Source organism: Pseudorhodoferax sp., assembly GCF_047601025.1.
GTDB lineage: Bacteria > Pseudomonadota > Gammaproteobacteria > Burkholderiales > Burkholderiaceae_C > Pseudorhodoferax.
The window spans coordinates 3,602,509-3,628,123 of the sequence record NZ_JASGJZ010000001.1; the positions used below are offsets into that span (position 1 = coordinate 3,602,509).

Genomic DNA, 25,615 nt, shown 5'->3' on the forward strand with positions numbered 1-25,615 from the left:
TAAAAACGAAGATGCTTATGCGGTCCGGCCTGGGGTCACAGCCGCAGCGCGCCGGCGTAGCCGGTCATCTCCAGGTAGCCCAGGCCCAGGCGGCGGCCTTGCGCGTCGCACAGCTCCGACAGGCCCTCCCAGTAGATCGCGCCGGTGTTGCCGCGGCTGTCGAGTTCCTGGGCGTCGAGCAGCGTGCGCACGGTGAAGCGGCCGGCCGGCGTCGCGACCTCCCACTCCACGGGATAGCGCGCCTGGCTGGCCGGGCTCAGCCACCAGCGCCGGGGCGTGAACGCCACGTCGTCCGGCGCGAAGCTGCGCGCGGCCTGGCCGGCGGCGCGGAAGGCGCCGCCGGCCCACAGCGCCGTGCCGTCGGCCCGGCGCAGCCGGAAGGCCGCCAGCGCGCCGCCGTCGTCCAGGTTCATGCCGATCCAGTCCCAGCCCACGGCCTGCGGGTGCATCAGCGCCTCGCTCCATTCGTGGTCCATCCAGGCGCGGCTGTCCGCGGCGTCGATGGCGAAGCGCTGCCCCTGCAGCACCAGCGCGCCGGACACGGCCAGCTGCGGAAGGCTGTAGTAGTAGCTCGCCTGCTGCGGCTGCGGGCCCTTGCGCGACAGGCCGTCCCGGCCCTGCAGCAGCAGCGGCTGGGTTTCGGCGAAGCGCAGGTGCAGGCCGAAGTCGCGGCCCGGCAGTTCACCGGCCCATGATGCGTCCTGCGCGCGCCACAGCCGCCAGTCGTGCAGGCGCACGTCGGCGTCGGCCTCGCTGGCTTCGGCGATGCCGAAGCCGGCGCGCGCGATGCGCTGGTCGTGCCAGAGCCGGCGGCCGGCCAGGTCGGTCACGGCCGCATGCGCGAACAGCAGCTGCTTGGCCGCGAAGCGCGAGTGCAGCGGCTGCGGCCCGTCCAGCCGCGAGCGGAAGAAGGTGATCTGGAAGCCGAAGCGCCGCGCGCCGCTCCCGGCCTGGCCGGTGAGGTACCACCATTCGGTGCGCAGGGCCGGGTGGCTGCCGTGGTCGCGCGGGAACTGCAGCCGCATCGGCGGCAATGCCCGCGCCGGCAGTGCGCCGGCGGCGAGCAGGGCCGCCAGCAGGTGGCGGCGGGGAAGGCCGGGCAGGGCGCGCGCATCGGGCATCGGGCGATGATCGCCGATGCCTGCGCCCGCTGCCGGCGCGCGGACTCAGCCGCCCCAGAGCAGCCGCTGCGCGACCCAGCCGCGCTGGCCGTTCGCGCGCTGCACGAGCACCCAGTCGCCGCGGCGTTCCAGCCGGCGCACGATGTCGCCACGTTCCAGCCGGCCGGCCAGGCGGGCATTCGCGCGCGGCTGCTGGCGCAGGTGGGCCGTCTGCGCGCGCACCACCTCGTGCGAGGGCTTGCCGGTGAGGCTGCGGTGCACCCAGCCCGTGTCGCCCTCGAAATCGCGCACCTGCAGCCACTCGCCGCGCCGCCCGATCACCTGCAGCGGATAGCCGCGGCTCAGCGACCATTGCACGGCATGGCGCTCGCCGGGGCCAGCGCGCATGTTGGCCTCGCGGGCGGCGACGCCGACGTACTGCTGCGCCCAGGCGGCGCCGGCCGGCAGCGCGAGCGCCGCGACGAGGAGGGGGATGAGGAATCGGGTGCGGATGGACATGGCCCCGGAAGACGAGGCCGCGTCCATCGAAGTTCCCGGTTCGTTACATCTTCGGCGGCGGCATGGGCATGCCGTGGCGCCACGCCCGCGTCCGATGCGGCCACGGCGGCTAGAATGCGCGCTTCGTTGCAACGCACAAGGGCGAGAAAGGCATGCTGGTTATGACACCGCGAACTACCCCGGAGACCTCTGCCGGCCGCTGAGGCCGACGTTCGCGCCTGCCTGCATCCACCCACCAGAAAAGCGCGGACTCGTTCCGCGCTTTTTTGTTGGCGCGCCTTCTTCCCTGACGAGCATTCACCCCATGATCCACATCACGCTTCCCGACGGTTCGCAGCGCGCGTTTCCCGGCCCGGTCACGGTGGCCGAGGTCGCCTCCTCGATCGGCTCCGGCCTGGCCAAGGCCGCGCTGGCCGGCCGGATCGGCGACAAGGTGGTCGACACCAGCTACCAGATCACGGCCGACAGCCCCCTGTCCATCGTGACGGCCAAGGACGCCGATGGCCTGGAGGTCATCCGCCACTCGACGGCGCACCTGCTGGCCTACGCGGTCAAGGAGCTGTTCCCCGAGGCCCAGGTCACGATCGGCCCGGTCATCGAGAACGGCTTCTACTACGACTTCTCGTACAAGCGCCCGTTCACGCCGGAGGACCTGGCGGCGATCGAGAAGAAGATGGGCGAGCTGGCCGCCAGGGACGAGCCGGTGGTGCGGCGCGAACTGCCGCGCGACGAGGCCGTGGCGTACTTCGAGGGCCTGGGCGAGCACTACAAGGCCGAGATCATCGCGAGCATCTCGACCGACGAGGCGGTCTCCCTGTACCGCGAAGGCGGCTTCGAGGACCTGTGCCGCGGCCCGCACGTGCCCAGCACCGGCAAGCTCAAGCACTTCAAGCTGATGAAGGTGGCCGGCGCCTACTGGCGCGGCGACCACCGCAACGAGATGCTGCAGCGCATCTACGGCACGGCCTGGGCCACCAAGGAGGAATTGCAGCAGTACCTCACGATGCTGGAGGAGGCCGAGAAGCGCGACCACCGCCGCCTGGGCCGCGAGCTCGACCTGTTCCACATCGACGACCATGCGCCGGGCACGGTGTTCTGGCATCCCAAGGGCTGGGCGCTGTGGCAGCAGGTCGAGCAGTACATGCGCGCCGTGTACCGCGACAACGGCTACCTGGAGGTCAAGGGCCCGCAGATCCTGGACAAGAGCCTGTGGGAGAAGACGGGCCACTGGGACAAGTACCGCGAGAACATGTTCATCACCGAGTCGGAAAAGCGCGACTACGCGCTCAAGCCGATGAACTGCCCCGGCCACATCCTGATCTTCAAGCAGGGCATCAAGAGCTACCGCGACCTGCCGCTGCGCTACGGCGAGTTCGGCAACTGCCACCGCAACGAGCCCACGGGCGGCCTGCACGGCATCATGCGCGTGCGCGGCTTCACGCAGGACGACGGCCACATCTTCTGCACCGAGGACATGATCCAGGGCGAGGTGACGGCCTTCACGACGCTGCTGCAGAAGGTCTACAAGGACTTCGGCTTCACGGAAATCCTCTACAAGCTGTCGACGCGGCCCGAACAGCGCATCGGCAGCGAGGAAAGCTGGGACAAGGCCGAGGCCGCGCTGGCCGAGGGCCTGCGCGCTTCCGGCTGCGCGTTCGAGTACCTGCCGGGGGAGGGCGCCTTCTACGGCCCCAAGATCGAGTACGTGCTGAAGGATGCGCTGGGCCGCCAATGGCAGTGCGGCACGATCCAGGTCGATCCGAACCTGCCCGAGCGGCTGGAAGCCGAGTTCGTCGGCGAGGACGGCGCCCGCCACCGGCCGGTCATGCTGCACCGGGCCATCGTCGGCAGCCTGGAGCGTTTCATCGGCATTCTGATCGAACAGCACGCCGGCGCGCTGCCCGCATGGCTGGCGCCGAAGCAGGCGGTCGTGCTCAACATCACCAGCGGACAGGCCGACTACGCGGGCGATGTTGCCAAAGCGCTGCTGAATCAAGGGTTTAGGGTAGACCTTGATCTGCGCAACGAAAAGATTACGCGTAAAATACGCGAGCATTCGTTGCAAAAGCTGCCCTACATTCTGGTCGTCGGCGACAAGGAGCGGGAAGCAGGTACCGTCGCAGTGCGCGCACGGGGCAATGTCGATCTCGGCGTGATGCCGCTGCAGGACTTCCAGGCAAGGCTTGCCGGCGACATTGCCTCCAAGGCGTGAGGCGGCGGCTTTCGCTATATGTTGAATAGCGCTTGATGTTGAAGGAATCACCATCGCTACTGATTTTCGTGACCGTCGTCACCGCGAAGAACGCAAGCACCGGCTGAACCGGGAGATCATGGCTCCCGAGGTTCGGCTCTCCGGACCGAACAACGAGCCACTGGGCATCGTGAGCCTGGCGGATGCCTTGCGCATGGCCGGCGAACTGGACGTCGACCTCGTGGAGGTCGTGGCCGCCGCCAATCCGCCCGTCTGCCGGCTGATGGACTACGGCAAGTTCAAGTACCAGGAGCAGAAGAAGGCGGCCGATGCGAAAGCCAAGCAGACGGTCATCGAGATCAAGGAAGTCAAGTTCCGGCCCGGTACCGACGACGGCGACTACAACATCAAGATGCGCAACATCCGCCGCTTCCTGGCCGATGGCGACAAGTGCAAGATCACGCTGCGCTTCCGGGGCCGCGAGATCACGCACCAGGAACTGGGCATGGCCCTGCTGCAGCGCATCCGCAACGATCTGCAGGATCTGATCGTGGTCGAGCAGTTCCCCAAGCTGGAGGGACGGCAGATGATCATGATGATCGCGCCGGCGCGCAAGAAGGTGGCGCCCAAGCCGGCGGTGGCGGAAGCCGCGCCGGCCCAGGCGTCCTGAGCCGGATCGAATCGAGAGTCATCGCTGCCGGGTTGGTCGCCCGGCAGCCATGAAGATGGCGGCCGCAAGGCCGCCGTCACAAAAGTGGCTCGGGGCCAACAAGCCCGGGATCGGTTCCCGGCGCCTCGCGAGCACAAGCAAGAAGGAGCATGCACATGCCCAAAATGAAGACCAAGAGCGCGGCGAAGAAGCGTTTCCGCGTTCGTCCCGGTGGCACCGTCAAGCGCGGTCAAGCCTTCAAGCGTCACATCCTGACCAAGAAGACCACCAAGAACAAGCGCCAGCTGCGTGGTGCGGTGACTGTGCACGAGACCAACATGGGCTCGATGGCGCAGATGCTGCCCGGCCGTGGGCTCTGATCGAACGACGAACAAGGAGTAACTTATGCCTCGCGTCAAACGCGGCGTCACCGCCCGCGCACGTCACAAGAAGGTTCTGAACCTGGCCAAGGGCTTCCGCGGCCGCCGCGGCAACGTCTTCCGCATCGCCAAGCAGGCGGTGATGAAGGCGGGCCAATACGCCTACCGTGACCGCCGCACGCGCAAGCGTGTGTTCCGCCAACTGTGGATCGCCCGCATCAATGCGGCCGCGCGCGAACTGGGCCTGACCTACAGCCAGTTCGCCAACGGCCTGAAGAAGGCGTCGATCGAGATCGACCGCAAGATGCTGGCCGACATCGCCGTGCACGACAAGGCCGCTTTCGCGGGCATCGTCGAGCAGGTCAAGGCCAGGCTGGCGGCCTGATCGGCCGAGGGGGACGGGCCGGCCTGCGGGCCAGCCGTCCGCCACATCCTTTCAGGATTTCGGGGCCGGGACTTTGCTGAAAGTCTCGGCCCTTTTCATTTGCCAAGAATTCCGTATGAACGATCTGGATGCCATCCTCGCGCAGGCGAGCGAGGACTTCGCCGCCGCGGCCACGCCCGCCGACCTGGAGAACGCCAAGGCCCGCTTCCTGGGCAAGTCGGGCCGGCTGACGGAGCTCATGAAGGGCATGGGCGCGCTCAGCGTGGAAGAGAAGAAGACGCGCGGCGCGGCCATCAACCAGACCAAGCAGGCGATCGAGGCGGCGCTGAACCGGGCGCGCCAGGCGCTGGCCGATGCCGAACTGGCGCGCCAGCTCAAGGCCGAGGCGCTGGACGTGACGCTGCCCGGCCGCCAGCGCGGCGCCGGCGGCCTGCACCCGGTCTCGCGCACGATGGAGCGGATCGAGGCGATCTTCGCGAGCATGGGCTTCGACGTGGCCGACGGCCCGGAGATCGAGAGCGACTGGCACAGCTTCACCTCGCTGAACAACCCGCCCAACCACCCGGCGCGGTCGATGCAGGACACGTTCTACGTGGACATCCAGGGGGCCGACGGCATTGCCTACAACCTGCGTCCGCACACCAGTCCGATGCAGGTGCGCTATGCGCATCAGCACATCCGCAAGCATGCGGCGGCGTTCGAGGCCGCTGCCGCCGACCCGACCGGCGCGGTGCGCGCGCCCGAGATCCGCGTGATCGCGCCCGGCCGCACCTACCGCGTGGACAGCGACGCCACGCACTCGCCGATGTTCCACCAGTGCGAGGGCCTGTGGCTGGGCGAGAACGTGAGCTTCAAGGACCTGAAGGTCGTGTTCACCGACTTCTGCCGGACCTTCTTCGAAAGCGACGACCTGGTGCTGCGCTTCCGGCCGAGCTTCTTTCCGTTCACCGAGCCGAGCGCCGAGATCGACATCCAGTTCCAGAGCGGTCCGCTGGCCGGCCGCTGGCTGGAGGTCGCCGGCTCCGGCCAGGTGCACCCGAACGTGGTGCGCAACATGGGGCTGGACCCCGAGCGCTACATCGGCTTCGCCTTCGGCATGGGGCCGGACCGGCTGACCATGCTGCGCTATGGGGTGAACGACCTGCGCCTGTTCTTCGACGGCGACCTGCGCTTCCTGTCGCAATTCCAGTGATCCGCCGTCCATTGGCTAGATAGAGAACAACGATGCAATTTCCCGAGTCCTGGCTGCGCGCCTTCTGCAACCCGCCGATCGGCAGCGCCGAACTGGCCGAGACCCTGACCATGGGCGGCCTGGAGGTCGAGGAGCGCCGGCCCGCCGCGCCGCCGTTCTCCAAGGTCGTCGTCGGCGAGATCAAGGAAGCCGTCCAGCATCCCGATGCCGACCGTCTGCGCGTGTGCCAGGTCGACGTCGGCCAGGCGCAGCTGCTGAACATCGTCTGCGGCGCGCCGAACGCGCGCGCCGGCATCAAGGTGCCCTGCGCGCTGGTCGGGGCCGAGTTGCCGCCGGGTGCGGATGGCCAGCCCCTGCGCATCAGGCTCGGCAAGCTGCGCGGCGTCGAGAGCCAGGGCATGCTGTGCTCGGCGCGCGAGCTCAAGCTCGGCGAGGACCAGGGCGGCCTGCTGGAACTGGAGGCCGATGCGCCGGTCGGCCAGGACCTGCGCGAGCACCTGGCGCTGGACGACATGCTGCTGACGCTCAAGCTCACGCCCAACCTGGCCCATGGGCTGAGCGTGTACGGCGTCGCGCGCGAGCTGTCCGCGCTGACCGGCGCGCCCCTGACCGTGCCGCCGCACACCGCCGTCGCGCCGTCGCTGGACGACCGGTTGCCGGTGCGCGTCGAGGCGCCGGACCTGTGCGGCCGTTTCTCCGGCCGCGTCGTGCGCGGCGTGGACACGCGCGTGGCCACGCCGGCCTGGATGGTCGAGCGGCTGGCGCGCTGCGGCCAGCGCAGCGTCTCGCCGCTGGTCGACATCTCCAACTACGTGATGTTCGAGTACGGCCAGCCGACGCACATCTTCGACCTCGACAAGATCCACGGCGGGCTGGCCGTGCGCTGGGGCCGCGAGGGCGAGCAGCTCAAGCTGCTGAACGGCAACACCGTCACGCTGGACGCCAAGGTCGGCGTGATCGCCGACGCGCAGGCCGTGGAATCGCTGGCCGGCATCATGGGCGGCGACGCCACGGCCGTCTCCGACGACACGCGCAACATCTACATCGAGGCCGCGTTCTGGTGGCCCGAGGCGATCCAGGGCCGCTCGCGCCGCTTCAATTTCTCGACCGACGCTGGCCACCGCTTCGAGCGCGGCGTCGATCCGAGCCGGACGGTGGAGATCATCGAGCGCATCACGGCGCTGGTGCTGCAGGTCTGCGGCGGCCAGGCCGGCCCGGTCGACGACCAGACGCTGAAGCTGCCCGAGGCCAGGCCGGTACAACTGCGCGTCGCCCGCGCCGCGCGCGTGATCGGCATGCCGGTCACGCAGGCCGAATGCGGCGACGCGCTGCGCCGGCTGGGCTTCGCGCTGCAGGAGGGCGACGGCGTGCTGACGGTCACGCCGCCGCCGCACCGCTTCGACCTGCAGATCGAGGAAGACCTGATCGAGGAAGTCGCCCGGCTGGTCGGCTACGAGCGGCTGCCGACTACGGCGCCGCTGGCCCCGATCACCGCGCGCCTGCTGCCCGAGGCGCGGCGCAGCCGCTTCGCGCTGCGCCACCGCATCGCCGACCTCGGCTACCAGGAAACCATCAACTTCAGCTTCGTGCAGGCCCAGTGGGAGCAGGATCTGCACGGCAACGCCCAGCCGATCCAGCTGCTGAACCCGATCGCCAGTCCGATGGGCGTGATGCGCTCCTCGCTGATCGGCTCGCTGCTGCAGGTGCTGAAGTTCAACCTGGATCGCCGCGCCAGCCGCGTGCGCGTGTTCGAGGTCGGCCGCGTGTTCCTGCGCGACCCCTCGGTGCAGACCACCGATGCCACGGTGCAGGGCATCCACCAGCCGATGCGGGTGGCCGGGCTGGCGTTCGGCGACGCCGACCGGCTGGACTGGTCGTGCAAGGGCCAGCGGGTCGATTTCTACGACGTCAAGGGCGATGTCGAAGCCTTGCTCGCGCCGCGCGCGGCGACCTTCGAGCCGGTGGACCATCCGGCGCTGCATCCGGGCCGTGCGGCCCGCGTGCTGCTGGCCGGCCGGCCGGTCGGCGTGGTCGGCGAGCTGCATCCGCGCTGGCGCCAGTCGTGGGAACTGCCGCAGGCTCCAGTGCTGTTCGAGCTCGACCTCGACGCCGTGCTGGACCGCCCGGTGCCGGCCGCCCAGCCGGTGCCGCGCTTCCAGGACGTGGAGCGCGACATCGCCGTCGTCGTGAAGGAGTCCGTGGGCCATGCCGCGCTGATGGCGGCCATCCACGCCGCCGACACCGGCGGCGTGCTGCGCCGGGCCGAGCTGTTCGACGTCTACCGGGCCAAGCCCGGCGCGGCGCCGTCGGCCACGCTCGCGTTCGACGAGAAAAGCCTGGCCGTCCGGCTGGTGCTCAACGGCGGGGATGCGACACTCACGGACGAGCAGATCGAGGCGTGCGTGCAGGCCGTGCTGGCGCAACTGGCCCAGCGCCTGGATGCACGCCTGCGCAGTTGAGTTGAGGAGCACACCATGCAGGCACGAGACGAATACGGCGATGCGGACGAAGAACACGGCGGCGCGGTGAAGATCGCCGTGGAAAGCCTGGAGACGCCGGCCCTGACCAAGGCGCGGCTGGCAGAACTGCTGTTCGAGCAGATCGGGCTGAACAAGCGCGAGTCCAAGGACATGGTCGACGCGTTCTTCGACCTGATCACCGGCAGCCTCGTGAACGGCACGGACGTGAAGATTTCCAACTTCGGCAACTTCCACATCCGCACCAAGGCGCCGCGGCCGGGCCGCAACCCCCGGACCGGCGAACTGATCCCGATCGAGGCGCGCCGCGTCGTGACCTTCCACGCCAGCCACAAGCTCAAGGAACAGATCCAGGGCTGACCACCCGCCGGCGCGCCGGGCGCCGCGGCGGTAATTGTTGGCTTTGCCCGCCGCGGTCCCTGGGTTAACCTTTGCGGTTCCTCGCGCCGAGCCCCCGAATCCTCATGGGACCCCCCCTGCCTGCCATCCCCGCCAAGCGCTATTTCACGATCGGGGAGGTCGGCGAGCTGTGCGGCGTCAAGCCGCACGTGCTGCGCTACTGGGAGCAGGAATTCACGCAGCTGCGGCCGGTCAAGCGGCGCGGCAACCGGCGCTACTACCAGCACCACGAGGTGCTGATGATCCGGCGCATCCGCGACCTGCTGTACGACCAGGGCTTCACGATCAGTGGCGCGCGCAACAAGCTGCAGGAAAAGGGGACGGTGGAACGCGTGCCCGGCGATGCCGCGCCGGAGGCCCTGCCGCAGCCCGACGTGGCTCCAGCCGATGCCGACACGGGCTTCGTTCTCCAGCCGGAGACGCTGATCGGGGGCGACGAGGCCGATGCCGTGCAGCGCCTGCAGCAGGTGCGGCGCGAACTCTGCGAAATTCGCATGCTGCTTTCCGATCCGATGTGAAGCTCTGGCTATAATGGCAGGCTTCGGTGTGTGGCGCAGCCTGGTAGCGCACTTGCATGGGGTGCAAGGGGTCGAAGGTTCGAATCCTTTCACACCGACCAATAACAACCATTAGATCAACGGGTTAGGCTCGAAAGGCCTGGCCCGTTTTTCGTTGCGATTGACAAAATCGCCTGGCTTTTGACAAACCCGAACCGTCCTACCCCTTGCCGCGCCCCCCAATTGCGGATGGAAGGGGTTTCGAGGTGGGGACCTTGCGCCGGTACACGCTTCGCGTGACCTTGGCGTCCTCGTGGTGCAGCAACTCCTGTGCTGCGACGTCGGAGTCCTCATCCGAGGCTGCCTTGGCGCGCATGTCGTGGAACGTGATCTCGCGCGGCGCCAGGCCCAACTTCTTGCGCACGACGCGCCACAGGCTTTTGAAGCTCTCCTTGGAATACGGTTTGCCCTGCCGGGTGATGAACAGGTAGTCGCTCGGCAAGCTGGCCGCGCCGCCGCGGTTTTTCTTGCGCAGTTCCAGCGCCCGGCACAGCGCCGCCCACAGGTCCGGCGTCATGTCGAAGGGCTTCACGACGAAGCCGGCCGCGTTCCTCTTCTTGCCCACCTTGATCTCGATCCGGTCCGCGGTGAAGTCCCCGATCCTGATCTCGAAGATCGCACCTTCGCGCGCGCCGGTCTGCGTGCTGATTTCCAGCATGCACTGGAGGACCGGGCTCGCGGCCGCGTAGATCTGGGCGTATCGCTCGTCGGTCACGTACTGGTCGCGTGGCCGTTCTGCCAGGTACTCGATGTCTTCGCAGGGATTGAAGGTCGTCAGCCCCCACCTGATCTTGGCCAGCCGGAACATGCGCGACAGCAACTGCACGTCCTTGTTGGCCGATGATGCGCGCTCACGGTTCGCGTGCAGGTGTCGTGTGATCGCCACGGCAGAGAGGTAGCCGGGCATCAGAGCCTGGGCCTCGGACTTCGGGTAGCGTGTCGTACCGAAGGCGGCACGGATGCGGCCCAGCCGACCTTCGTATTCGGTCTTGGTCTGCTCGCGCCTGAAGGACGGCAGCTCGTCGGCACGGTACTGGCGGATAAGCTCCTCGACCGTGCCGGCGATCGTGTCGTCCGGCATCGCCGCAGCAAGGGCAGGGGAGACGTGCTTTTCCCACCACAGCCTGGCTTGCAGCGGGGTCGTGCCGCAGCGCATCGGCACGCCTGCCGATTTCAACGCTGCCGCAACTTCCTTCGTCAGCCTGTCGGTGCCTCGCCAATACCACGCATTCCCGACCTTTCGCATGCCGCGGGGCAGATCGGGAATTTTGCGGTTAACCGTGCGCGGCCGCATCTAGTTCCTTGCTCAAGGTGCCGAAGGAGCGGACCACTTCGACAGCCTGCTCCATGCGGCTGACGTTGGACGTGCTGAGCTCAACCGTCTGCCAGCGGTGGCCACAGGCGCAGCAGCACCGCAGCCGGCTGATCTTCTCCGCCCCGACCTTCGTGGACATCACGCGCTGCTCCTCGCTGGCGCAAGCCGGGCATTTCATGGGGCAACCTCCTGCAGCGCCTCGTCGCGCGCGGCCTTCCTGGATCCCCGCAGCGCCGGGCGGGTCGCGGTGAGGCTCACGACGGCGGCCGCCAGGTCCGACAGCGACGCCGCCATCAGGTGCATGCTGTCCAGCGCCTTGTGGATCGGATCTGGCTGAGGCAGCGCCAAGGGCTGCGGCTCGAAGCCCGCCAAGTGCCGGCGACGAGGGACAGGGCCTCCGGCAGCTCGGCACGCGGGATCTGCCGGTACGGTACGCCGAAATGGCTCTTGAGCTTGCTCCAGCCCTGGCGCATGGCCTGGCCCTGGAGGCTGGCCGGAAACTCCTTGACGCCGGCGGTCAGCATGTCGCGCAGCTGCCCGGCCTCGGCCGCGGTCAGCGTGTCCGTCTTGCCGACGGAGTAGGGGGTGCGCGACCGCGCCTCCGGTGCCGAGTAGCTGCCGGTCTTGCGGATGCTGGGCAGCACGTCTTCGAACACCCAGCGCTCGAAGCGCTCGGCGGCCGGCAGCTTGCTGGCGACGATCAGGCGCAGCATGTCGGGCTCGCTGAGTATCCGCGTGTCCTGCATGCGCCCGAGTGCATCGGCGATGGGGTGGTGTTTCGCCACCCCACGGCAATGCTGCTTCATGGCGTTGGCCGTGTCGGCGTAACCCAGCACCTCGGCCACGTCCTTGCCGACGAACCACGGCTCGCCGTCGATCTGCACCACGCGCACGCTGGCGCCGTCGAAGCTGTACGGGGTGATGCCGCTCATGCTTCTTTCCTTCCTGCGGGGGTGGATCCCCTGGTCTTGCTTGCCTCGCGCGCGGTGTCGATGGCCGCATCGAGATCTTCGCCCTTCGGGTATGCCGACTGCCACACCGACACCGGGGTGCCGGTGCTGACTTGGTGCGTGACGAACTGCGTGCCGGCGCGCTGCTCCGGGCCCAGGGCCTCGTCGCACAGCCGCAGGATGTGGGGCAGGGCGGTCTGCGGCGTGGCGGCGCCGCGGCAGATCGCGCGGATCAGCTGCAGGGCGCAGGTGTGGACGGGACGGGTCAGCATGGAACAGCCTCCTTGCGGACAAGGCTTTCCGATGCCGCCTCCAAGCGCCCCAGCGCTTCATGCAGCAGGTGTCGGATGGCACCATCCAGTAGAACGTCGCGATGCTCGAAGCAGAAGTCGGCGAAGGCGGCAGCTTCCCGCAAGATGCGGTGCGCACGGCCGAAGCCTGCATCATCACCAGGCTGTTTTTCGATCTCCTCGACCGCATCCCGCGCCTCTGCAATGACGCGGTGCAGTGCCCAGGTCAGCGACACATCATCCTGTTGAGCCAGCATCAGGGCCACAGCTTCCGCGTAGGCCACAGGTTCCCATAAATCGAGAAGTTCGCCGGGCTGGCCGCCCTCCGGCCGCACCACCGGCTCCATGGTGATGACGGCGCTGGCGCTGCAGTCGAGGATGCCCCGGTACGTGGTCAGCGCTGCGAGCTGCCGGATGTAGTCCGGCCCGCGGCTGTAGGCATCGATCAGCTCGCCGAGGCAGGCATGGATGTGCTGCGCCAGGATGCCATCGTGCAGCGCGCCGCACAGGCTCTTGTCCGCGTTGCGTTCGATGCTGGCAAGGCCCAGCTTGAGCGAGGCCTTTGCCGCCTGGAGCATGGCCTCCACGTCGCCGTCGGGCGCGTCTTCGACAGGGTCGAACGCCTGGGGATCGGCCACGCGACCGAGGATGCAACCCGCCCGGTCCAGATGCCGGCACCGGGGGAAGGCGGTGAACAGCTCGTTGGCGTCCGCGGAAAGGATTGCGCTCAGCTCGCCGGAGATCTTGCGCACCAGCTGGCCAGCCTCGCTCGCCGCGGGCTTGGAGGCCCTGCCCGGCTTCCTGATGGTGGTGGTGCTCATGCTGCACCCCCTTTGGCCGGGGCGATGCCGTAGATGCGGCGGTAGGCTTGGTCGACCGTCACTTCGTTGCCGTCCAGGTAGCTCATCAGCACGTTGTTCGCACCCTGGATGCGCAGGGCGAAGGTCTGCATCAGCCGCAGCAAGTGGGCCTCCTCGATGGAGGCGGCGCCGTCTTCGGCCCGCTTCAGGATATCGAGGCAGATGGAATCAACGACGTACGTGCACTCGTACGCCAGCGGTTCGGCATGCGCCACGTTGGCGGAGCCGAACTGGGTTTCATGCCAGGCGGCATGGGCTTGTTGCTCGATCGGAGTCGCGGCGGTCTTCGGCAGCGCGGTGCCGCCGTCGGCCATCGGCACCTCCGCGACCACCGCCTTGGAGGGCTTTCCGGCCTGGGGGGACGGGAGGTCGATCAGGCTGATCGCGTCCATCACGACCAGCGCGGCCTGGGCCGAGGCGCGGCTCCGGCCGTCGTTCTTGTCGTAGGCAGCCGCGCACTGCAGCAGCGCCAGGGCGTCGTAGAGGCGATGCATCAGTGCGCTCGCCCCATGCTGTCCGCGGTCCAACTGCTCCCGGACCTCCTGCACGATCTCCTCGGCGATGCGCATGGTGCGGTCCATGGCGTCGCCAGCGTCGTCGCCGCCGCCGAAGGTGATCAGCTCGATGGCCTTGGACAGCTCGGCGATCGCGAGCGGCCTGGCCTCGGCCAGCGTCCTGGGGGCGGGGATGGCCTCCTTGGCCGCGCGGCTGGATTTCTTCTCAGTGGCGCGCGCAGGCGCACTCGTTGCACAATTCGGCATGATCTAGGTTCCTTGCAATGGTTCTCGGGTCACAGAAGCCGGTTTGCGGGTCCAAGCGCAAATCGGCTTCGCCTTTTGGGCCTTCCGTCTTCGCGGCGGGCCGGTGATGGGACGCTCCACTGTTTTCACTGCAGCGCGCCCCGGGGCTCGCCCGTCGTGTCGAGGATGACCTCGGCCGCTGGTTGATGTCCAAGCCTGTCGGCGTCCAGGTGCAGCTTGACGGCTTCGATGCCGGCGTCGTTGTAGACGAACGCCTCGACCTGCTTGGAAGAGTGCCGCGACTTGTCGAGCTGGTACCGGCCGTGCTCGGCAGTCTTGAGGCCGTGCTGGTTGGCGATCCGCCCGACCATGTTGGCGCTGATGCCCAGGAGTTCGCCAACCTCCGTGGCCGAATGGTGCTTCTTCTCCACGTGGGGAAGGGCCAGGATTTCCATGCCGGCCACCGGGTTGATGACCTTAGCGAAGACGACTTGCCGCGATTGCTCGTTGAGGCTGGGGAACTGGGCGACGATGCGCTCCGCCGTCTTGGTCGCCAGGTCGAGTGCGCGGGCCCGGCGGAACTCCGGCAGCCCGGTCGGGTTTGCTGCCTTGGCGGCCGGCGCCGCGTAGCTGCCGGTCTTGCGGATCGAGGGCAGAACCTCGCTTGTGACCCATTTCTTGAAGCGCTTGGCTTCGGGCCGCTCGCTGCGCAGGATCGCCGAGTACAGGCCCGACTCGGTGATGGCGATGACCTTCTGCTTGCCGCCAGGGGTCTGCCAATCCAGCAGACCCTTCTCGTCTTCATCCAGGTAGCGCGTCATGGCGCTTGCCTCGGAGTAGCCGAGGATGTCCGCCACTTCCTTCGCAACGAACTGCAGGTCACCTGCGGCGTCGGCGATGACGGTGACCGGATGACCGTCGAAGTTGAAGGGAACGATGTTGCTCACGCCTGGGTTCCTTGGGCCTGAGCTTGCTTTCGCGCCTCCTCGACGGCTTTGGCGACGATCCAGTTAGCCGATCGCTCATGTGCGGCGGCCTCCTGCCGCACCCACTGGTAGGCTTCGGGCGACAGCCGCGCCATGATGGGCTTCACGACGAGCGGCGGCTGATGTATCTGCATCTGTTTCTCCGTTTAACTACATGATGTAGCGATGTGAATACTACATGATGTAGCCACGGACGCAAGACTTTTTTGCTGCATCATGTAGTCATGGCGAGAACAGAGATCAGCCGTCCCGCAACGGCGAACATTCCACCGTTTGGGCTGCGCCTGCAGCCTGAGCTGAAAGAGCGCGTCGAAGCTGCCGCCAAGGCAAGTGGCCGCAGCATGAACGCCGAGATCGTCGCCCGCCTGCAGGCGTCCTTCGAAGAGCGGGTGCCGGAGTTAGATGACTGGGAGCTACATGTTGAGGAGCGTTTAGTCGAGCTTCAACGCGATGTGGTTGAGGAAGACCTGATGGTGCAGCGGGTCTACAAGGATGCGCTGTGGGCCCGAGTGCGCGCGCTGGAGATAAGCGATCCCGCCGGGCAACTTGACCGCGCGGTGAAGGTTGCACAGGGCGTCGACTCCGACCTCGTTGACCTCGTCGAGCGCCTGTACTCGCTGCAGGCCAAGATCAGGACGATTGAGGCCAAGTTCAGCGCCAACAGCCGCAAGCGCTACGAGCGCATCGACCGGATCGTCACGCCACAGGTCGAGGCCGAGTTCAAGGCCTCCCACGCACGCCAGGACCGCCTCTGGGAAGAGTTCAAGGCCCTTGGCGGTACTACTGAGGAAATCGAGGTCGCTAAGGCGGCTGAGACCGCGCGGCAAGACAAGGTTTTCACACTGCGGGCGTCGCGCGTGCGCATGTCCGACCTCCCTTCAGACACCGGTGAAGACATCCTTCCGGCTCTCGATGCGCTTCTGCGCGGGGCCCAAGCGTCGGACCCGGCCCCACCTCCCAAAGCCCGCAAGCGGATGCCGTAGCCCAACTCACTCTGTAGAGGGGCTGATCGATATGAGACGGTTCGTTTTTCCGACGAGTCCGACATGCAGTTGGGCAGGCGATAAGCTGTGGCGCCAACTAAAAGAAGAACGCCCCAGTTCCTCCTAGACTGGGGCGCACGAAGTTGATGGTTGGGCATCGCCCGTGCCGGTTCTGCGATCAGAACAGCGGCAACGTGTGCGGATAGCTCCGGCAGTGCTCGCGGACACTTTCCAGCCGGCCGAAGCGGCGGCGGATGTACGCGACAACGTGCACGGCGCGCGGGTAGGAGCAGATCACCATCGTGAATCTCCTTTCTATGCGCGGCCCTTCCTTGCGAAGCACCCCCCTGAGACCTAAAATCTCATCGCTCTGCTTAGAGTGGTGGTTCTGCTTCAGACGGTCCGTCGGGCCGCGGGAACGAAGCCATCAAACCCAGCCGTGTTGACGCATAGCTGGTCGCTTTCAACGCACCATCTGGTGCGTGTCGTTAGCGGGGATGAGCCGCCGTAAGGTGACCTGCCATGGGCTTCGTGATGTGTGCTTTCCGGTCAAGATCGAAACATCACGAAGCCCTTCCCATATCCGCCCCGGCAGGGCAGGCCGTTTCTGCCGGGGACGCCCTATCTCCTCATGTCTGCCTCTGCTTCGCTAGGAGATGGTCATTTCCACAGGGTCGCCTTCGCTGTCGTACACCTCGCTCACGTTCATGGCGAACGTCTTGAACCAACGGACGCGACGCTCTTTCGGCCAAGGTTGACCTTGGGGTGGAATTTTTTGCAGTAGCGCGATCAGCAGCGGATCAAGGTCTAGATTCACATCTGAGCCGCCACCGCTACCTCCAGTGCCGCCACCGGAACCATTGCTCGCGCTGCCGCCGCTTGCGCCAGTTCCGCTCCCGATCGCACCTGAAGGTGGGACAACAACGGCCGGCATGACTAAGCGATTGGTGCCATGCGCACGAAAGCCGGTCTGCTGCGCGGAACTCTCGAACACCTGCCGCGCACGCGTCTTCTGCTTCTCCGACACGCCCAGGGCCGCAATTTCACGCTCAAGAGCTGCGTTTGGCGGAATCATGCTGGTCTTGTACTTCTCAAACAACGCCGCAAACAATGGCACCCTGAGGAACGCCTCAGCCTGCGCCGCACGGGCTTGAGAAGGATCCGCAATTTTGGTCCCCAGGTCGGTAAGTCGATAGCTCTCAGCGTTATCGCTCTCAACCAGTCCGAACAGCCGAGCAGCAGAGATCAATGTGCGGAAGCTGCTGCTCTTCATGCTGGAGTTCATCCACGCAGCAAGTTGGGCAAGCGTGCAGGTGCCGTGCCCGCAATTGCCATAGATAGCCGCTGCGACTTGCGCGGCACCTTCGTAGTCGGTATATGGGAATCCGATGGTCGAGCGCTGGCGTGCACCCTTGGGCTCGCCATCCTGCTCCTCGTCAATCACCTCGTTCGCGGCATGGTTTTCGATCATACGAACCTCTACTGCCGTCGAAGAGGACGGCGCGGCCCGTAGTGTAATCAAAAAAACGAAGAGGGCAGCCAGTTGTCTGCGCGGCTATCCAAGTTTTCACGCCGAACGGATAGTGCGATGTCGAGCTAATCCCAGCGAGTCATGGTCGATGGACGCGTGAAGTACAAAATGCCGCAGAAAGAGCAGGAAGACGAGCCACCGACTGGCAGCTGTCATGAAGGCTGGGGCAGATCGGGCGGCAGAACTTGATGTGGGACAGCTTGCGCAGCCCTGACCGCTCGCGGAGGCCAAAGCAGCCCTGCTGCAGGTCTGGGCGCCCGGTGGGGGTAGGCGACCTCACTGCCCAGGCCCTGCCCCTACTGCACAGGGTGGGCATGCCCCGCGAAGATAACGCTTGTCGTTAATAACGAACTTCGTTATCATCACCTCATGATCACCGATTTCCGCTGCGCCGACACCGAGGCCCTGTTCAAGGGCAAGCGAGTCCGCCGCTTCGCGAACATCGCCGATGTAGCCATGCGCAAGCTGGTGCAGCTGCATGCTGCGACGACGCTGGACTTCTTGCGCCTACCGCCGGGCAACCGCCTGGAGGCACTGACACGTGACCGCAAGGGGCAGCACAGCATCCGGATCAACGACCAGTGGCGCGTGTGCTTCATCTGGTCCGAGAGCGGCGTTACCCGCGTGGAGATCGTGGATTACCACTGAAAGGAGTTCGTCATGACCCGTGAAGTCAAGTGGCCGCATCCCGGCGAGATTTTGATGGAAGAGTGGCTGGAGCCGATGGGCATCAGCCAGTACGCGCTGGCCAAGGCCATCGACGTGCCGCCGCGCCGCATCAATGAGATCGTGAAGGGCTTGCGCGGCATTTCCGCCGATACGGCTTTGCGTCTGGCCGCCTTCTTCGGCACGGACGCGCAGAGCTGGATCAACCTGCAGGCGCAGTACGACGTGGAGATCGCACGCGACGCGCTGGCTGGTGTGCTGGCGAAGATCAAGAGGCACGAGGCGGCGTCTGCGTAACCCAACTGCTCGGGAGTGGGCTGTGCCGCCTCGCTGGTGCTGGCCGGCCGGCTGGGCTGAGGCCGGGTTGGTGCGCGGGCGCGGCTGACGAAGGCCTTCACACCGGCCTGCCGACCAGCCGCTCGAGCAGCGGCCGCTCCCGGTACTCGCCGAACACGCCGCCGAAGAACTCGTTCGCGCCCTCGTGGATGATCTTGGCCAGCTTGTCGCTGGTCGTCATCAGGTTCATGAACGCCATCGTGTGGCACCACTTGAGCGGGCGGATCTCGAAGTCATCGTCCTCGGTCGCGGAGTTCTCCAGGTCCAGCACGGCGATGAGGACGTGGCTTCGGTCCCCGTACTTGCGCACCTCCTGCGTGTCCCGGTGGGCCGGGTTCGTGTTCAGGGCCTCGAAGACCTGCGCCCGGGTGGCCTTCTCGTCCAGCGCGTCGCACAGCGGCCGCAGGTAGTTGCCGAAGTCGATCAGGGCGAACTTGATCTGCAGCAGGTGCTCGTCGAGCCGGCCGACCATCTGCACGGCCTGGGCGCGCTGGTCGGCGTCGGGTGTGTTCTCGCGCACGCTGGCCCATTCCGCGCGCCTGTCCCGTGCCTGCTGCTCGGTGCGGATCAGCTGGCGCGCCGACAGCTTCAGGGCGACCAGCTGCTTGATCAACTGGTCGGCGCTCTCGGTGCCGTTGAGTTCCATCTGCATCAGCTGGCCCACCACTGCACCAGGGACAGAACCAGGCAGACGACGATCAGGCCGACTGCGATGGCATCGTGAAGTGTTTGCATGTTCGCTCCTTCAGCCCGGGGTGGGCTGGCGGGAGCAAATGTACATAGTCGCTGAACCAGAAGTCAATCTATGCTGTACTCCTGGGTTTTGCACTTCTGTACTTCAGCATCATGAGAAAAGCCGCCCGGAGGCGGCTTGGCGGGGTCCTAGTGATTCTTCGCGCCGGGCAGGCGCAAGGCGCGGCGCTCGCGCATTGATTGGCCGGCTGGGCTACCCGCCAAGTGCAAAAAAGCCCGCACTGGGCGGGCAAGAGGGGGGGATGGGGTGGGGGAGGGTCAGTGCAACTGCGCGCGCGGCATCCGTTGTTGCTCGGCTTCCCACCGCGACCACTGGCCAGCGCTGACGTGCAGCGCCAGGGCGGCCGTCATTGCGCCACCATCTGGACGGCGGCCGGCTTCTGATCGGCCGGCTGGGACACCGCGACCGTTGGATCCGCCGGCGTGGACGCTCCGCATCTCTTCAAGACCGCGGACTGCTGCAGGGCATCGTGTTCACCCTTGAGCCTGGAATACTCTGCTTCCTGCTGTTTGGTGCCGCCGAGCGCGAACAGCGCAGGCCAAAACAGGATGAGACCCACTCCGGTGATCGCCTTGTCGTTCGAGGCGGCCTCGTCCAATCGGCCGCCCAGCTGGGCCACGCGAGCGGAGAGGCGCTGGTTCTCCGCAGCGATCTGATCGCAGTCGAACCTGTCGTACTGTATCGGCGACACGTAGGCCGCTGTGATGTCCTTCGATGCCGTGGCGCATCCCGTCGCCCCTACCAATATCGCTACCGCAGTAGCGGCGCTGATGGCCCGCTCGCCAATTGCTCCCATTCGACCTCCGTGTTGTGACGCGCGGATTGTTTCGGATGTCGGACGTTTCTCGGTTGCAATTTGTCACGCAAGAGCGCCAATACCGTAGTCCTCCGGCCCCGACTCGGGTCGGAACGCTGGCTTGCTACACGTGGAGCAAGGTAGTCATGCCGGTCCTCCCGGCTCGTCGCTAAGTTTCATGAGCTTGGCGGCCAGCACGTCGGCCACCTCGGGCCGGCGCACCGCTTCGGCCAGCAGTTCGGCAGCTGCGTTCCGGATCGCCTGGTCTTGGTCAGCGAAGGCAGTCACGATGCGCATGACCGCGGACCAGACGTTGCCCTGGGGCGGGCCTAGCGCCGGTGGGGCGGCCAGGTCCGCCGGCCCGGAGTCCGGCAGCGGAACCCCTGTCCGTTGCGCTATTGCTCGGATCTGCTCATAGCTCGGGTTGTGCCTGCCGTTCTCCCAGCCCGACACATTGCCCTTCGTCACGTTTAGAGCCTCGCCCAGCTGTGCCTGCGTGAGGCCGGCGTGTTGGCGCGCGCTGCGTACCCAGTCTTTGATGTTCACGCTGCGAATGTAGAGAAAAGCTGCACCTCTGTGGAGTCGAAATTCTTGACCAATCTTGTGCTGTGGTCCTATACTGGTAATGTATTTCTGCACATGGAGCATACCTGTGAATCCAGTTGAAAAAGCCGCCGAGGTCCTCGGGTCGCAAACCGCGCTCGCGAAGCTCTGCGGCGTGACGCGCGGTTCTGTAAGCCAGTGGAAGGGCGAAGGCCGCAGGGTCCCCGCCGAGCACTGCCCATTGATCGAAAAAGCTACGGGCGGCGTTGTGCGCTGCGAGGATCTGCGCCCGGACATGAGGTGGCATGTACTGCGGGAGCAGCCTGGTGCTGCCGTGCCTTCAGCCGCCTCGCAGGCCTGACCATGACCTACCGCCGAAAGCCCGTGCTGCGCCTGGCAGCAGCCACGCTGCCGGGCATCTGCACTGCCGAGAACCGCACCCGGATGTCCAGGCCGACCTGGCTGACGATCATGGTCGTCAGCACGCGGGTCTGCGCACGGTTGGGCAACTGGATGGAAAACAGCCGGGTGGAGCGGTGCAGGGGCAGGGCGCGGGGTAGGGGGTGCATGCCGGTACTGTCGGCGCACAGCCGCGCAAGGGCCAGCAAGCTGGCGGCTGCGCTCTTGCGTCGTCTTGCGAGGCCTGCAACCGTCTGCAAGGCGCTGGAAGCCTGACATGTCGGCCGCGGCACCAACACCCCAGGAGCGGGCACGCAAGGCCCATGTGACGGTGCTGCGCGCGCTGCAGGAGCCTGGCCGCCAGGTGGCCCTGGCCACGGCGCTGGGCGTCAGCGAGAGCACGGTGAGCCGGTTCAAGACCGAGCAGCTGGAGCAGCTCTGCGCGTTCCTGGCGCACCTCGGGATGAAGATCGTGCCCTCTACCCACAGGTGTATCGACCCGAAGACCTTCGACGCCTTCGAGGTCCTGTTTTCCAAGGCGATGAGCATGACCACGCCGGCCAGGCTGATCTTCGAGGACACGGAGATGGGTGGTTGCCCGTGACCGACGCGCCATCCGCCACGTCCATGCCGGTCGCCACAGGAGGCCCGGATCAACGCCACTGCGCACTACCGCGCACGGTCGAGGAGCTGGAGCAGCTGCGCGACCGGAAGCGCCGCGAGCTGGAGGCCGTCGAGGACGAGCTTTCGACAGCGATGTGGCTGGCCGAGTACGACGGGGCTCCCGGCCCGAGATGAGTTTGACGCCACGGCTAGGCGAGGGGTAGCTCCCCAAGCCGAAAAGCAGTCCGCCTTTCCTGCCTGCCTGTGGTTTGTCATTGAAAGAGCGCGTGTCCCAACTTCGAGAGGCAACAGTGACACACCAGATTGCATCGGCAGCAGTGCCTGCCCATTGGCCCAGCGAGGCCGCCTTGATCGCTGATCTGAAGGCGACCTATCCCGGCATCCATGCTCGGCCGCTTGCCGAGTTCGGCTACAAGCCCTGTCAGCATGGCGTGTGGACCGGCGGCGAGGCCGCACTGGCCGACGGCGAGCCGATCTTCTGCTCGCTGGCATGCCCCGACCCGGACCGCTACGACGGGCAAGTACACCATGCATTCATCGCCTGGCTGGACCGACGCGGGTGGTTCGTGGAGAACTACGACGGGCAGGTGTTCTTCATCCGCTCCACCGCTGAAGAGGCCGAACACCTGGCGGCTGACTTGGCGTACAGCGACCTCCTTGACCAAGAGCGCGAGGCCAAGATCGTGCTGCACCGGCTCCAGGGGCAGATTTCAGAGATCAGGGCCCAGCGCCTGGAGACCTACGGGCACGACACCGACGCCGCAATCGAGCGGGACAAGGCTGGGCAACACCGCTTGGATCTCGCAGCGCTGCGCTGCCAGCGCGCGCCCGCAGCGCCTGGCAACGAATCTCCGATCTAGATCGAGCCCCATGAGCAACGACATTACCTACACGCGGCCACCGTGTTCGTCGCCTTCTGCGCATCTGGATCATGGGCTTGTTCGGTTTGTAACTCCCTTGGAGTTGCGCATAGCTGGGCTCCTCGCGAAGGTGGGAGGGCTATCAAGCGCCATTCGCAATTTTGACGAAACCTTGTCCGGCGTTCGACAGGTGGCCAGGATCAAACTCGTCCTTGCTGAGTCTGAGGGGCGCGACTACTTTCAGGAAGTGCGAGACAGGCGAGTCAATGCAATCCAGACCAGACTGGAAATCGCCAACGAGTTGCGGGATCTTGGCTCACCTCCCCTCCGCTACGCTGAGTACCGTAGCGCAGCGAACGAGGTGCAGGTTGAGCGTTGAGGTCATCAGCGCCGTGTTCAAGCGTTACCCGCGCGGTGGGGGCGAGATGCTGCTAGCCCTCGCGCTGGCGGACCATGCACGTTCGGATGGCACGCATATCTTTCCAAAGATCAAAGATCTCGCGGAGAAGACACGCCAGTCAGATCGCTCAGTCCAGTACCAACTCCGCAACATGGAAAGCACCGGCTGGCTTCAAAAGGTCAGCTCAGGCAATGGCGGCCGTAGCACTTCAACCTCGTACCGGATCAGCCCGGAATGGCTTGCCGGTGCCGAATTGACCGAACTGCAGCCCACGGGCGACGCGACAGAAAAGGGTGCAAACGGCGACACGAAAGGGTGCAATCTGGAACAGAAAAGGGTGCAACCCATTGCACCCGCATATAACCGTCATAAACCGTCAGTAAACCGTCAAATAACCGCCAAGGCGCGTGCTCGCACAACTGCAGGCTTCGACCCGCTGAGCATCGAGCTGCCGGACTGGCTGGAGGCCGAGACCTGGGCCATGTGGGTCAAGTACCGGGCTGCGGCGAAGAAGCCGATCACCGAGGACGCTGCCCGGTTGCAGTTGGGCAAGCTGACCAAATTTCGGGGCGAGGGCCACGACGCCCGGCTCGTGATCGAGGCGGCGATCGAGAACAGCTGGCAAGGGCTCTACCCGGCCAAGGATGGCTCGACGCTTGCGAAGCCGAAGTCGTCCGGAATGCGTTGGTGGGCCCAGGCCGGTTTCGACACCGAGGGCGATGCGCTGAACGCCGGCTGCCACGGCGCCAATTACCGGCAGTTCCACGGCGGCTGCCGGCAGGAGGTGGCCACGACATGAACGCGAAGGAGCTGAGCCAGCGCATGGCAGCCGACGCAGAGCGCATTGCGCAGCACCTGCTGCCGGCCGGACGCAAGGCCGGGCGGGAGTGGAAGGCTGGCGACACCAACGGCGACAAGGGCAGCAGCCTGTCGGTCTGCGTGAAGGGCGAACGAGCGGGTGTCTGGGCAGACTTCGCGACGGGCGAGGGTGGCGACCTGCTGGACCTGTGGATGGCCTGCCGCGCATGTTCGCTGGCGGATGCGATCAAGGACGCCAAGGCGTTCCTGGGTGTCCGCGACGACATGCCCGTCAACCAGCCGAAGAAGACCTACAGCCGGCCGGCAAAGCCGCAGGCGCAGAAGGCGAAGGGTAGAGCGCGCCAATGGCTGGTCGACCGCGGGCTGACCGACGAGACGATCGAGGCGTTCAAGATCGCGGAGCAGGTGCGTGGCGAGCAGGTCTTCGCGGTGTTCCCGTACCTGCGCGACGGCGAGTACGTCAACGCGAAGTACCGCGACATCGACAGCAAGCGGAGCATGCGGCAGGAGAAGGACGCCGAGCCGTGCCTGTTCGGGTGGCACCTGATCGCGCCCAGGACGCGCGTGCTCGCCATCACCGAAGGCGAGATCGACGCGATGACGCTGCACCAGATGGGCATCGCCGCGGTGTCGATCAACAACGGCGCGGGCAGCCACGACTGGATCGAAAGCGACTGGACCCGCCTGGAGTGCTTCACAGAGTTCCTCGTGGCGTTCGACAGCGACGAGCCGGGCGAGAAGGGCGCCCGGGAGGTGATGCAGCGCCTGGGCCTGGAGCGCTGCAAGCGCCTGCGCTTTCCCGGCGCAAAGGACGCCAATGAGTACCTTCTGACAGGCGCGGAGCGCGTGGATTTCCATGACGCTGTCGAGGCCGCGCGTCCGATGGACCCTGACGAGCTGATTTCGGCCAACGACAGAACCGAGGAGGTCATCGAGGAGTTCTATCCGCCAGAGGACCGGCCGAAGCATCCCACGCTGTACGTCGACAAGCACCTCGACTGGTTCCGCTTCCATCCGGGCGAGTACACCGCCTGGACTGGATGGAACGGCCATGGCAAGAGCCTGTTCCTGGACCAGGTGCTGCTGGGACTGATGAGGCAGCGCCAGCGCGTGGTCGTGTTCTCGGGCGAGCTGACCGCCGTCCGCCACCTGAAGCGCGTGCACAAGCAGGCGTCCGGGCTCGATCGTCCGTCGAAGGAGTACATCCGGGCCGTGGGCCGCTGGCTGGGCGAGTCGATGTGGATCTTCGACGTGGTCGGCAATGCGAAGCTGGCGCGCCTGCTCGAGGTGTTCACCTATGCCGCCCGGCGGTACGGAGCATCCCACTTCGTCATCGACAGCCTGATGATGCTGGACGTCCCGGTGGACGGCCCCGGTGCCTTGTCGGCGCAGAAGATCGCCATTCAGACCATCGTGGCGTTCGCCCGGCGCCACGGGGCGCACGTGCACCTTGTTGCCCACCCGCGCAAGGGCAGGGACGAGAGCCAGCCGCCGTCGAAGATGGAGGTCGCTGGGAGCCTGGACATCATCAACGCGGCCGACAACGTGTTCGCCGTCTGGCGCAACAAGAAGGACGAGGCCCCGCCTGATCCCGAGGATCAGCTGGCCATGGCCAAGTGGCACGAGCAGCAGCAAGCGCCCGACGGCAAGCTGGTCATGTCCAAGAACCGGCATGGCGACTTCCAGGACTACGTCTTGCAGCTGTGGTTCGACAAGGCTTCCATGCAGTACCGCACGCAGTCCCGCCGCTACCCCTTTGCCTATGTCGAGTTCCCATCCTTGGAGGACGCCCATGCCCACCACGACACCTGACCAGGCGCTGCGCAGACTGTACGTCCTGTGCTGGAGCCAGAGCCAGAACGCTCTGCACGTCGAGCTGATCGGCAGGGAGGCTGTCTGAGCTCCGACGCAGCG

Annotated in this window: 35 protein-coding genes and 1 tRNA gene; 19 read left to right on the forward strand and 17 right to left on the reverse strand. The window is 66.3% G+C overall.

What is annotated here, in order from left to right; all coding sequences use genetic code 11:
• Nucleotides 1–35 precede the first annotated feature (35 nt).
• A complete protein-coding gene (locus tag QM782_RS16840; RefSeq protein WP_415204051.1) occupies nt 36–1,121 on the reverse strand; it encodes a lipocalin-like domain-containing protein in 1,086 nt (361 codons plus the stop codon).
• 45 nt (nt 1,122–1,166) lie between these two features.
• Nucleotides 1,167–1,619, reverse strand: a complete 453-nt coding sequence (locus tag QM782_RS16845; protein WP_415204052.1) for an SH3 domain-containing protein — start codon at nt 1,617–1,619, stop codon at nt 1,167–1,169.
• Between the two features lie 304 nt (nt 1,620–1,923).
• Between QM782_RS16845 and thrS the strand changes: the two genes are divergently transcribed.
• The 9 genes from thrS to QM782_RS16890 all read left to right on the forward strand — a co-directional run bounded on the left by thrS (nt 1,924) and on the right by QM782_RS16890 (nt 9,911).
• Nucleotides 1,924–3,831 carry a threonine--tRNA ligase gene (gene thrS, locus QM782_RS16850; RefSeq protein WP_415204053.1) on the forward strand — a complete coding sequence of 636 codons (1,908 nt, stop codon included), beginning with the start codon at nt 1,924–1,926 and terminating at the stop codon, nt 3,829–3,831.
• Between the two features lie 46 nt (nt 3,832–3,877).
• Nucleotides 3,878–4,480 (forward strand): translation initiation factor IF-3, encoded by a 603-nt coding sequence (gene infC, locus QM782_RS16855; protein ID WP_415205671.1) that lies wholly within the window; start codon nt 3,878–3,880, stop codon nt 4,478–4,480.
• A gap of 155 nt (nt 4,481–4,635) precedes the next feature.
• Nucleotides 4,636–4,839, forward strand: a complete 204-nt coding sequence (rpmI, locus tag QM782_RS16860; protein ID WP_415204054.1) for a 50S ribosomal protein L35 — start codon at nt 4,636–4,638, stop codon at nt 4,837–4,839.
• Nucleotides 4,840–4,864: 25 nt separating this feature from the next.
• Entirely contained in the window at nt 4,865–5,224 is a 360-nt protein-coding gene (gene rplT / locus QM782_RS16865; RefSeq protein ID WP_415204055.1) for a 50S ribosomal protein L20, read from the forward strand.
• 115 nt (nt 5,225–5,339) lie between these two features.
• On the forward strand, nt 5,340–6,416 hold the full coding sequence (pheS, locus tag QM782_RS16870) for a phenylalanine--tRNA ligase subunit alpha (RefSeq protein ID WP_415204056.1): 1,077 nt from the start codon (nt 5,340–5,342) through the stop codon (nt 6,414–6,416).
• A 32-nt stretch (nt 6,417–6,448) separates the two neighbouring features.
• Nucleotides 6,449–8,875: a phenylalanine--tRNA ligase subunit beta gene (pheT, locus tag QM782_RS16875; RefSeq protein ID WP_415204057.1), complete on the forward strand. Its 2,427-nt coding sequence runs from the start codon at nt 6,449–6,451 to the stop codon at nt 8,873–8,875.
• Between the two features lie 15 nt (nt 8,876–8,890).
• Nucleotides 8,891–9,253, forward strand: coding sequence for an integration host factor subunit alpha (locus QM782_RS16880; protein ID WP_415204058.1), 363 nt, complete (start codon nt 8,891–8,893; stop codon nt 9,251–9,253).
• A gap of 104 nt (nt 9,254–9,357) precedes the next feature.
• Nucleotides 9,358–9,810, forward strand: a complete 453-nt coding sequence (locus QM782_RS16885) for a MerR family transcriptional regulator (RefSeq protein ID WP_415204059.1) — start codon at nt 9,358–9,360, stop codon at nt 9,808–9,810.
• A 24-nt stretch (nt 9,811–9,834) separates the two neighbouring features.
• Nucleotides 9,835–9,911, forward strand: a tRNA-Pro gene (locus QM782_RS16890).
• A gap of 98 nt (nt 9,912–10,009) precedes the next feature.
• On the opposite strand, the gene xerC is transcribed toward QM782_RS16890, so the two are convergent.
• The 9 genes from xerC to QM782_RS16935 form a co-directional block, all read right to left on the reverse strand.
• A complete protein-coding gene (xerC, locus tag QM782_RS16895; RefSeq protein WP_415204060.1) occupies nt 10,010–11,143 on the reverse strand; it encodes a site-specific integrase in 1,134 nt (377 codons plus the stop codon).
• A complete protein-coding gene (locus QM782_RS16900; RefSeq protein WP_415204061.1) occupies nt 11,124–11,303 on the reverse strand; it encodes a hypothetical protein in 180 nt (59 codons plus the stop codon). Before QM782_RS16900 ends, xerC begins: the two co-directional genes overlap by 20 nt.
• Before the next feature lie 35 nt (nt 11,304–11,338).
• Nucleotides 11,339–11,467, reverse strand: coding sequence for a hypothetical protein (locus QM782_RS16905; protein WP_415204062.1), 129 nt, complete (start codon nt 11,465–11,467; stop codon nt 11,339–11,341).
• Entirely contained in the window at nt 11,458–12,096 is a 639-nt protein-coding gene (locus QM782_RS16910) for a Bro-N domain-containing protein (RefSeq protein ID WP_415204063.1), read from the reverse strand. The genes QM782_RS16905 and QM782_RS16910 overlap by 10 nt, the downstream gene beginning before the upstream one ends.
• A complete protein-coding gene (locus QM782_RS16915) occupies nt 12,093–12,386 on the reverse strand; it encodes a hypothetical protein (RefSeq protein ID WP_415204064.1) in 294 nt (97 codons plus the stop codon). The genes QM782_RS16910 and QM782_RS16915 overlap by 4 nt, the downstream gene beginning before the upstream one ends.
• Entirely contained in the window at nt 12,380–13,225 is an 846-nt protein-coding gene (locus QM782_RS16920) for a hypothetical protein (RefSeq protein ID WP_415204065.1), read from the reverse strand. The genes QM782_RS16915 and QM782_RS16920 overlap by 7 nt, the downstream gene beginning before the upstream one ends.
• Nucleotides 13,222–14,025, reverse strand: a complete 804-nt coding sequence (locus QM782_RS16925; RefSeq protein WP_415204066.1) for a hypothetical protein — start codon at nt 14,023–14,025, stop codon at nt 13,222–13,224. The genes QM782_RS16920 and QM782_RS16925 overlap by 4 nt, the downstream gene beginning before the upstream one ends.
• Nucleotides 14,026–14,150: 125 nt before the next feature.
• Nucleotides 14,151–14,951 (reverse strand): Bro-N domain-containing protein, encoded by an 801-nt coding sequence (locus QM782_RS16930; protein ID WP_415204067.1) that lies wholly within the window; start codon nt 14,949–14,951, stop codon nt 14,151–14,153.
• Entirely contained in the window at nt 14,948–15,124 is a 177-nt protein-coding gene (locus QM782_RS16935) for a hypothetical protein (protein WP_415204068.1), read from the reverse strand. The genes QM782_RS16930 and QM782_RS16935 overlap by 4 nt, the downstream gene beginning before the upstream one ends.
• A 72-nt stretch (nt 15,125–15,196) precedes the next feature.
• Between QM782_RS16935 and QM782_RS16940 the strand changes: the two genes are divergently transcribed.
• Complete coding sequence (locus QM782_RS16940; protein WP_415204069.1) at nt 15,197–15,973, forward strand: Arc family DNA-binding protein; 777 nt, start codon at nt 15,197–15,199, stop codon at nt 15,971–15,973.
• A 178-nt stretch (nt 15,974–16,151) separates the two neighbouring features.
• On the opposite strand, the gene QM782_RS16945 is transcribed toward QM782_RS16940, so the two are convergent.
• A complete protein-coding gene (locus QM782_RS16945; RefSeq protein ID WP_415204070.1) occupies nt 16,152–16,274 on the reverse strand; it encodes a hypothetical protein in 123 nt (40 codons plus the stop codon).
• 348 nt (nt 16,275–16,622) lie between these two features.
• Entirely contained in the window at nt 16,623–17,444 is an 822-nt protein-coding gene (locus tag QM782_RS16950) for a hypothetical protein (protein ID WP_415204071.1), read from the reverse strand.
• A 429-nt stretch (nt 17,445–17,873) separates the two neighbouring features.
• Between QM782_RS16950 and QM782_RS16955 the strand changes: the two genes are divergently transcribed.
• Both QM782_RS16955 and QM782_RS16960 read left to right on the forward strand, forming a co-directional pair.
• The gene (locus QM782_RS16955) at nt 17,874–18,152 is read left to right on the forward strand and encodes a type II toxin-antitoxin system RelE/ParE family toxin (RefSeq protein WP_415204072.1); all 279 of its coding nucleotides are present in this window, start codon (nt 17,874–17,876) and stop codon (nt 18,150–18,152) included.
• Nucleotides 18,153–18,164: 12 nt separating this feature from the next.
• Nucleotides 18,165–18,467 carry a HigA family addiction module antitoxin gene (locus QM782_RS16960; RefSeq protein WP_415204073.1) on the forward strand — a complete coding sequence of 101 codons (303 nt, stop codon included), beginning with the start codon at nt 18,165–18,167 and terminating at the stop codon, nt 18,465–18,467.
• A gap of 97 nt (nt 18,468–18,564) precedes the next feature.
• Here QM782_RS16960 and QM782_RS16965 read toward each other — a convergent pair whose 3' ends face one another.
• The 3 genes from QM782_RS16965 to QM782_RS16975 all read right to left on the reverse strand — a co-directional run bounded on the left by QM782_RS16965 (nt 18,565) and on the right by QM782_RS16975 (nt 20,602).
• Entirely contained in the window at nt 18,565–19,170 is a 606-nt protein-coding gene (locus QM782_RS16965; RefSeq protein ID WP_415204074.1) for a hypothetical protein, read from the reverse strand.
• Between the two features lie 436 nt (nt 19,171–19,606).
• Entirely contained in the window at nt 19,607–20,056 is a 450-nt protein-coding gene (locus QM782_RS16970; protein ID WP_415204075.1) for a hypothetical protein, read from the reverse strand.
• A gap of 144 nt (nt 20,057–20,200) precedes the next feature.
• Nucleotides 20,201–20,602, reverse strand: coding sequence for a helix-turn-helix transcriptional regulator (locus QM782_RS16975; RefSeq protein ID WP_415204076.1), 402 nt, complete (start codon nt 20,600–20,602; stop codon nt 20,201–20,203).
• Nucleotides 20,603–20,708: 106 nt separating this feature from the next.
• Here QM782_RS16975 and QM782_RS16980 point away from each other — a divergent pair, with 106 nt between their 5' ends.
• Complete coding sequence (locus QM782_RS16980) at nt 20,709–20,960, forward strand: transcriptional regulator (RefSeq protein ID WP_415204077.1); 252 nt, start codon at nt 20,709–20,711, stop codon at nt 20,958–20,960.
• A 7-nt stretch (nt 20,961–20,967) separates the two neighbouring features.
• Here QM782_RS16980 and QM782_RS16985 read toward each other — a convergent pair whose 3' ends face one another.
• On the reverse strand, nt 20,968–21,168 hold the full coding sequence (locus tag QM782_RS16985) for a hypothetical protein (RefSeq protein WP_415204078.1): 201 nt from the start codon (nt 21,166–21,168) through the stop codon (nt 20,968–20,970).
• Nucleotides 21,169–21,275: 107 nt separating this feature from the next.
• Here QM782_RS16985 and QM782_RS16990 point away from each other — a divergent pair, with 107 nt between their 5' ends.
• The 6 genes from QM782_RS16990 to QM782_RS17015 all read left to right on the forward strand — a co-directional run bounded on the left by QM782_RS16990 (nt 21,276) and on the right by QM782_RS17015 (nt 25,513).
• On the forward strand, nt 21,276–21,602 hold the full coding sequence (locus QM782_RS16990) for an AsnC family protein (protein ID WP_415204079.1): 327 nt from the start codon (nt 21,276–21,278) through the stop codon (nt 21,600–21,602).
• Nucleotides 21,593–21,796 (forward strand): hypothetical protein, encoded by a 204-nt coding sequence (locus QM782_RS16995; RefSeq protein ID WP_415204080.1) that lies wholly within the window; start codon nt 21,593–21,595, stop codon nt 21,794–21,796. Before QM782_RS16990 ends, QM782_RS16995 begins: the two co-directional genes overlap by 10 nt.
• A gap of 173 nt (nt 21,797–21,969) precedes the next feature.
• Nucleotides 21,970–22,482, forward strand: coding sequence for a hypothetical protein (locus QM782_RS17000; protein WP_415204081.1), 513 nt, complete (start codon nt 21,970–21,972; stop codon nt 22,480–22,482).
• A 10-nt stretch (nt 22,483–22,492) separates the two neighbouring features.
• A complete protein-coding gene (locus tag QM782_RS17005) occupies nt 22,493–22,861 on the forward strand; it encodes a hypothetical protein (protein ID WP_415204082.1) in 369 nt (122 codons plus the stop codon).
• A complete protein-coding gene (locus QM782_RS17010; protein WP_415204083.1) occupies nt 22,851–23,681 on the forward strand; it encodes a helix-turn-helix domain-containing protein in 831 nt (276 codons plus the stop codon). The genes QM782_RS17005 and QM782_RS17010 overlap by 11 nt, the downstream gene beginning before the upstream one ends.
• Nucleotides 23,678–25,513 (forward strand): toprim domain-containing protein, encoded by a 1,836-nt coding sequence (locus tag QM782_RS17015; protein WP_415204084.1) that lies wholly within the window; start codon nt 23,678–23,680, stop codon nt 25,511–25,513. The genes QM782_RS17010 and QM782_RS17015 overlap by 4 nt, the downstream gene beginning before the upstream one ends.
• The last annotated feature ends 102 nt before the right edge of the window (nt 25,514–25,615 follow it).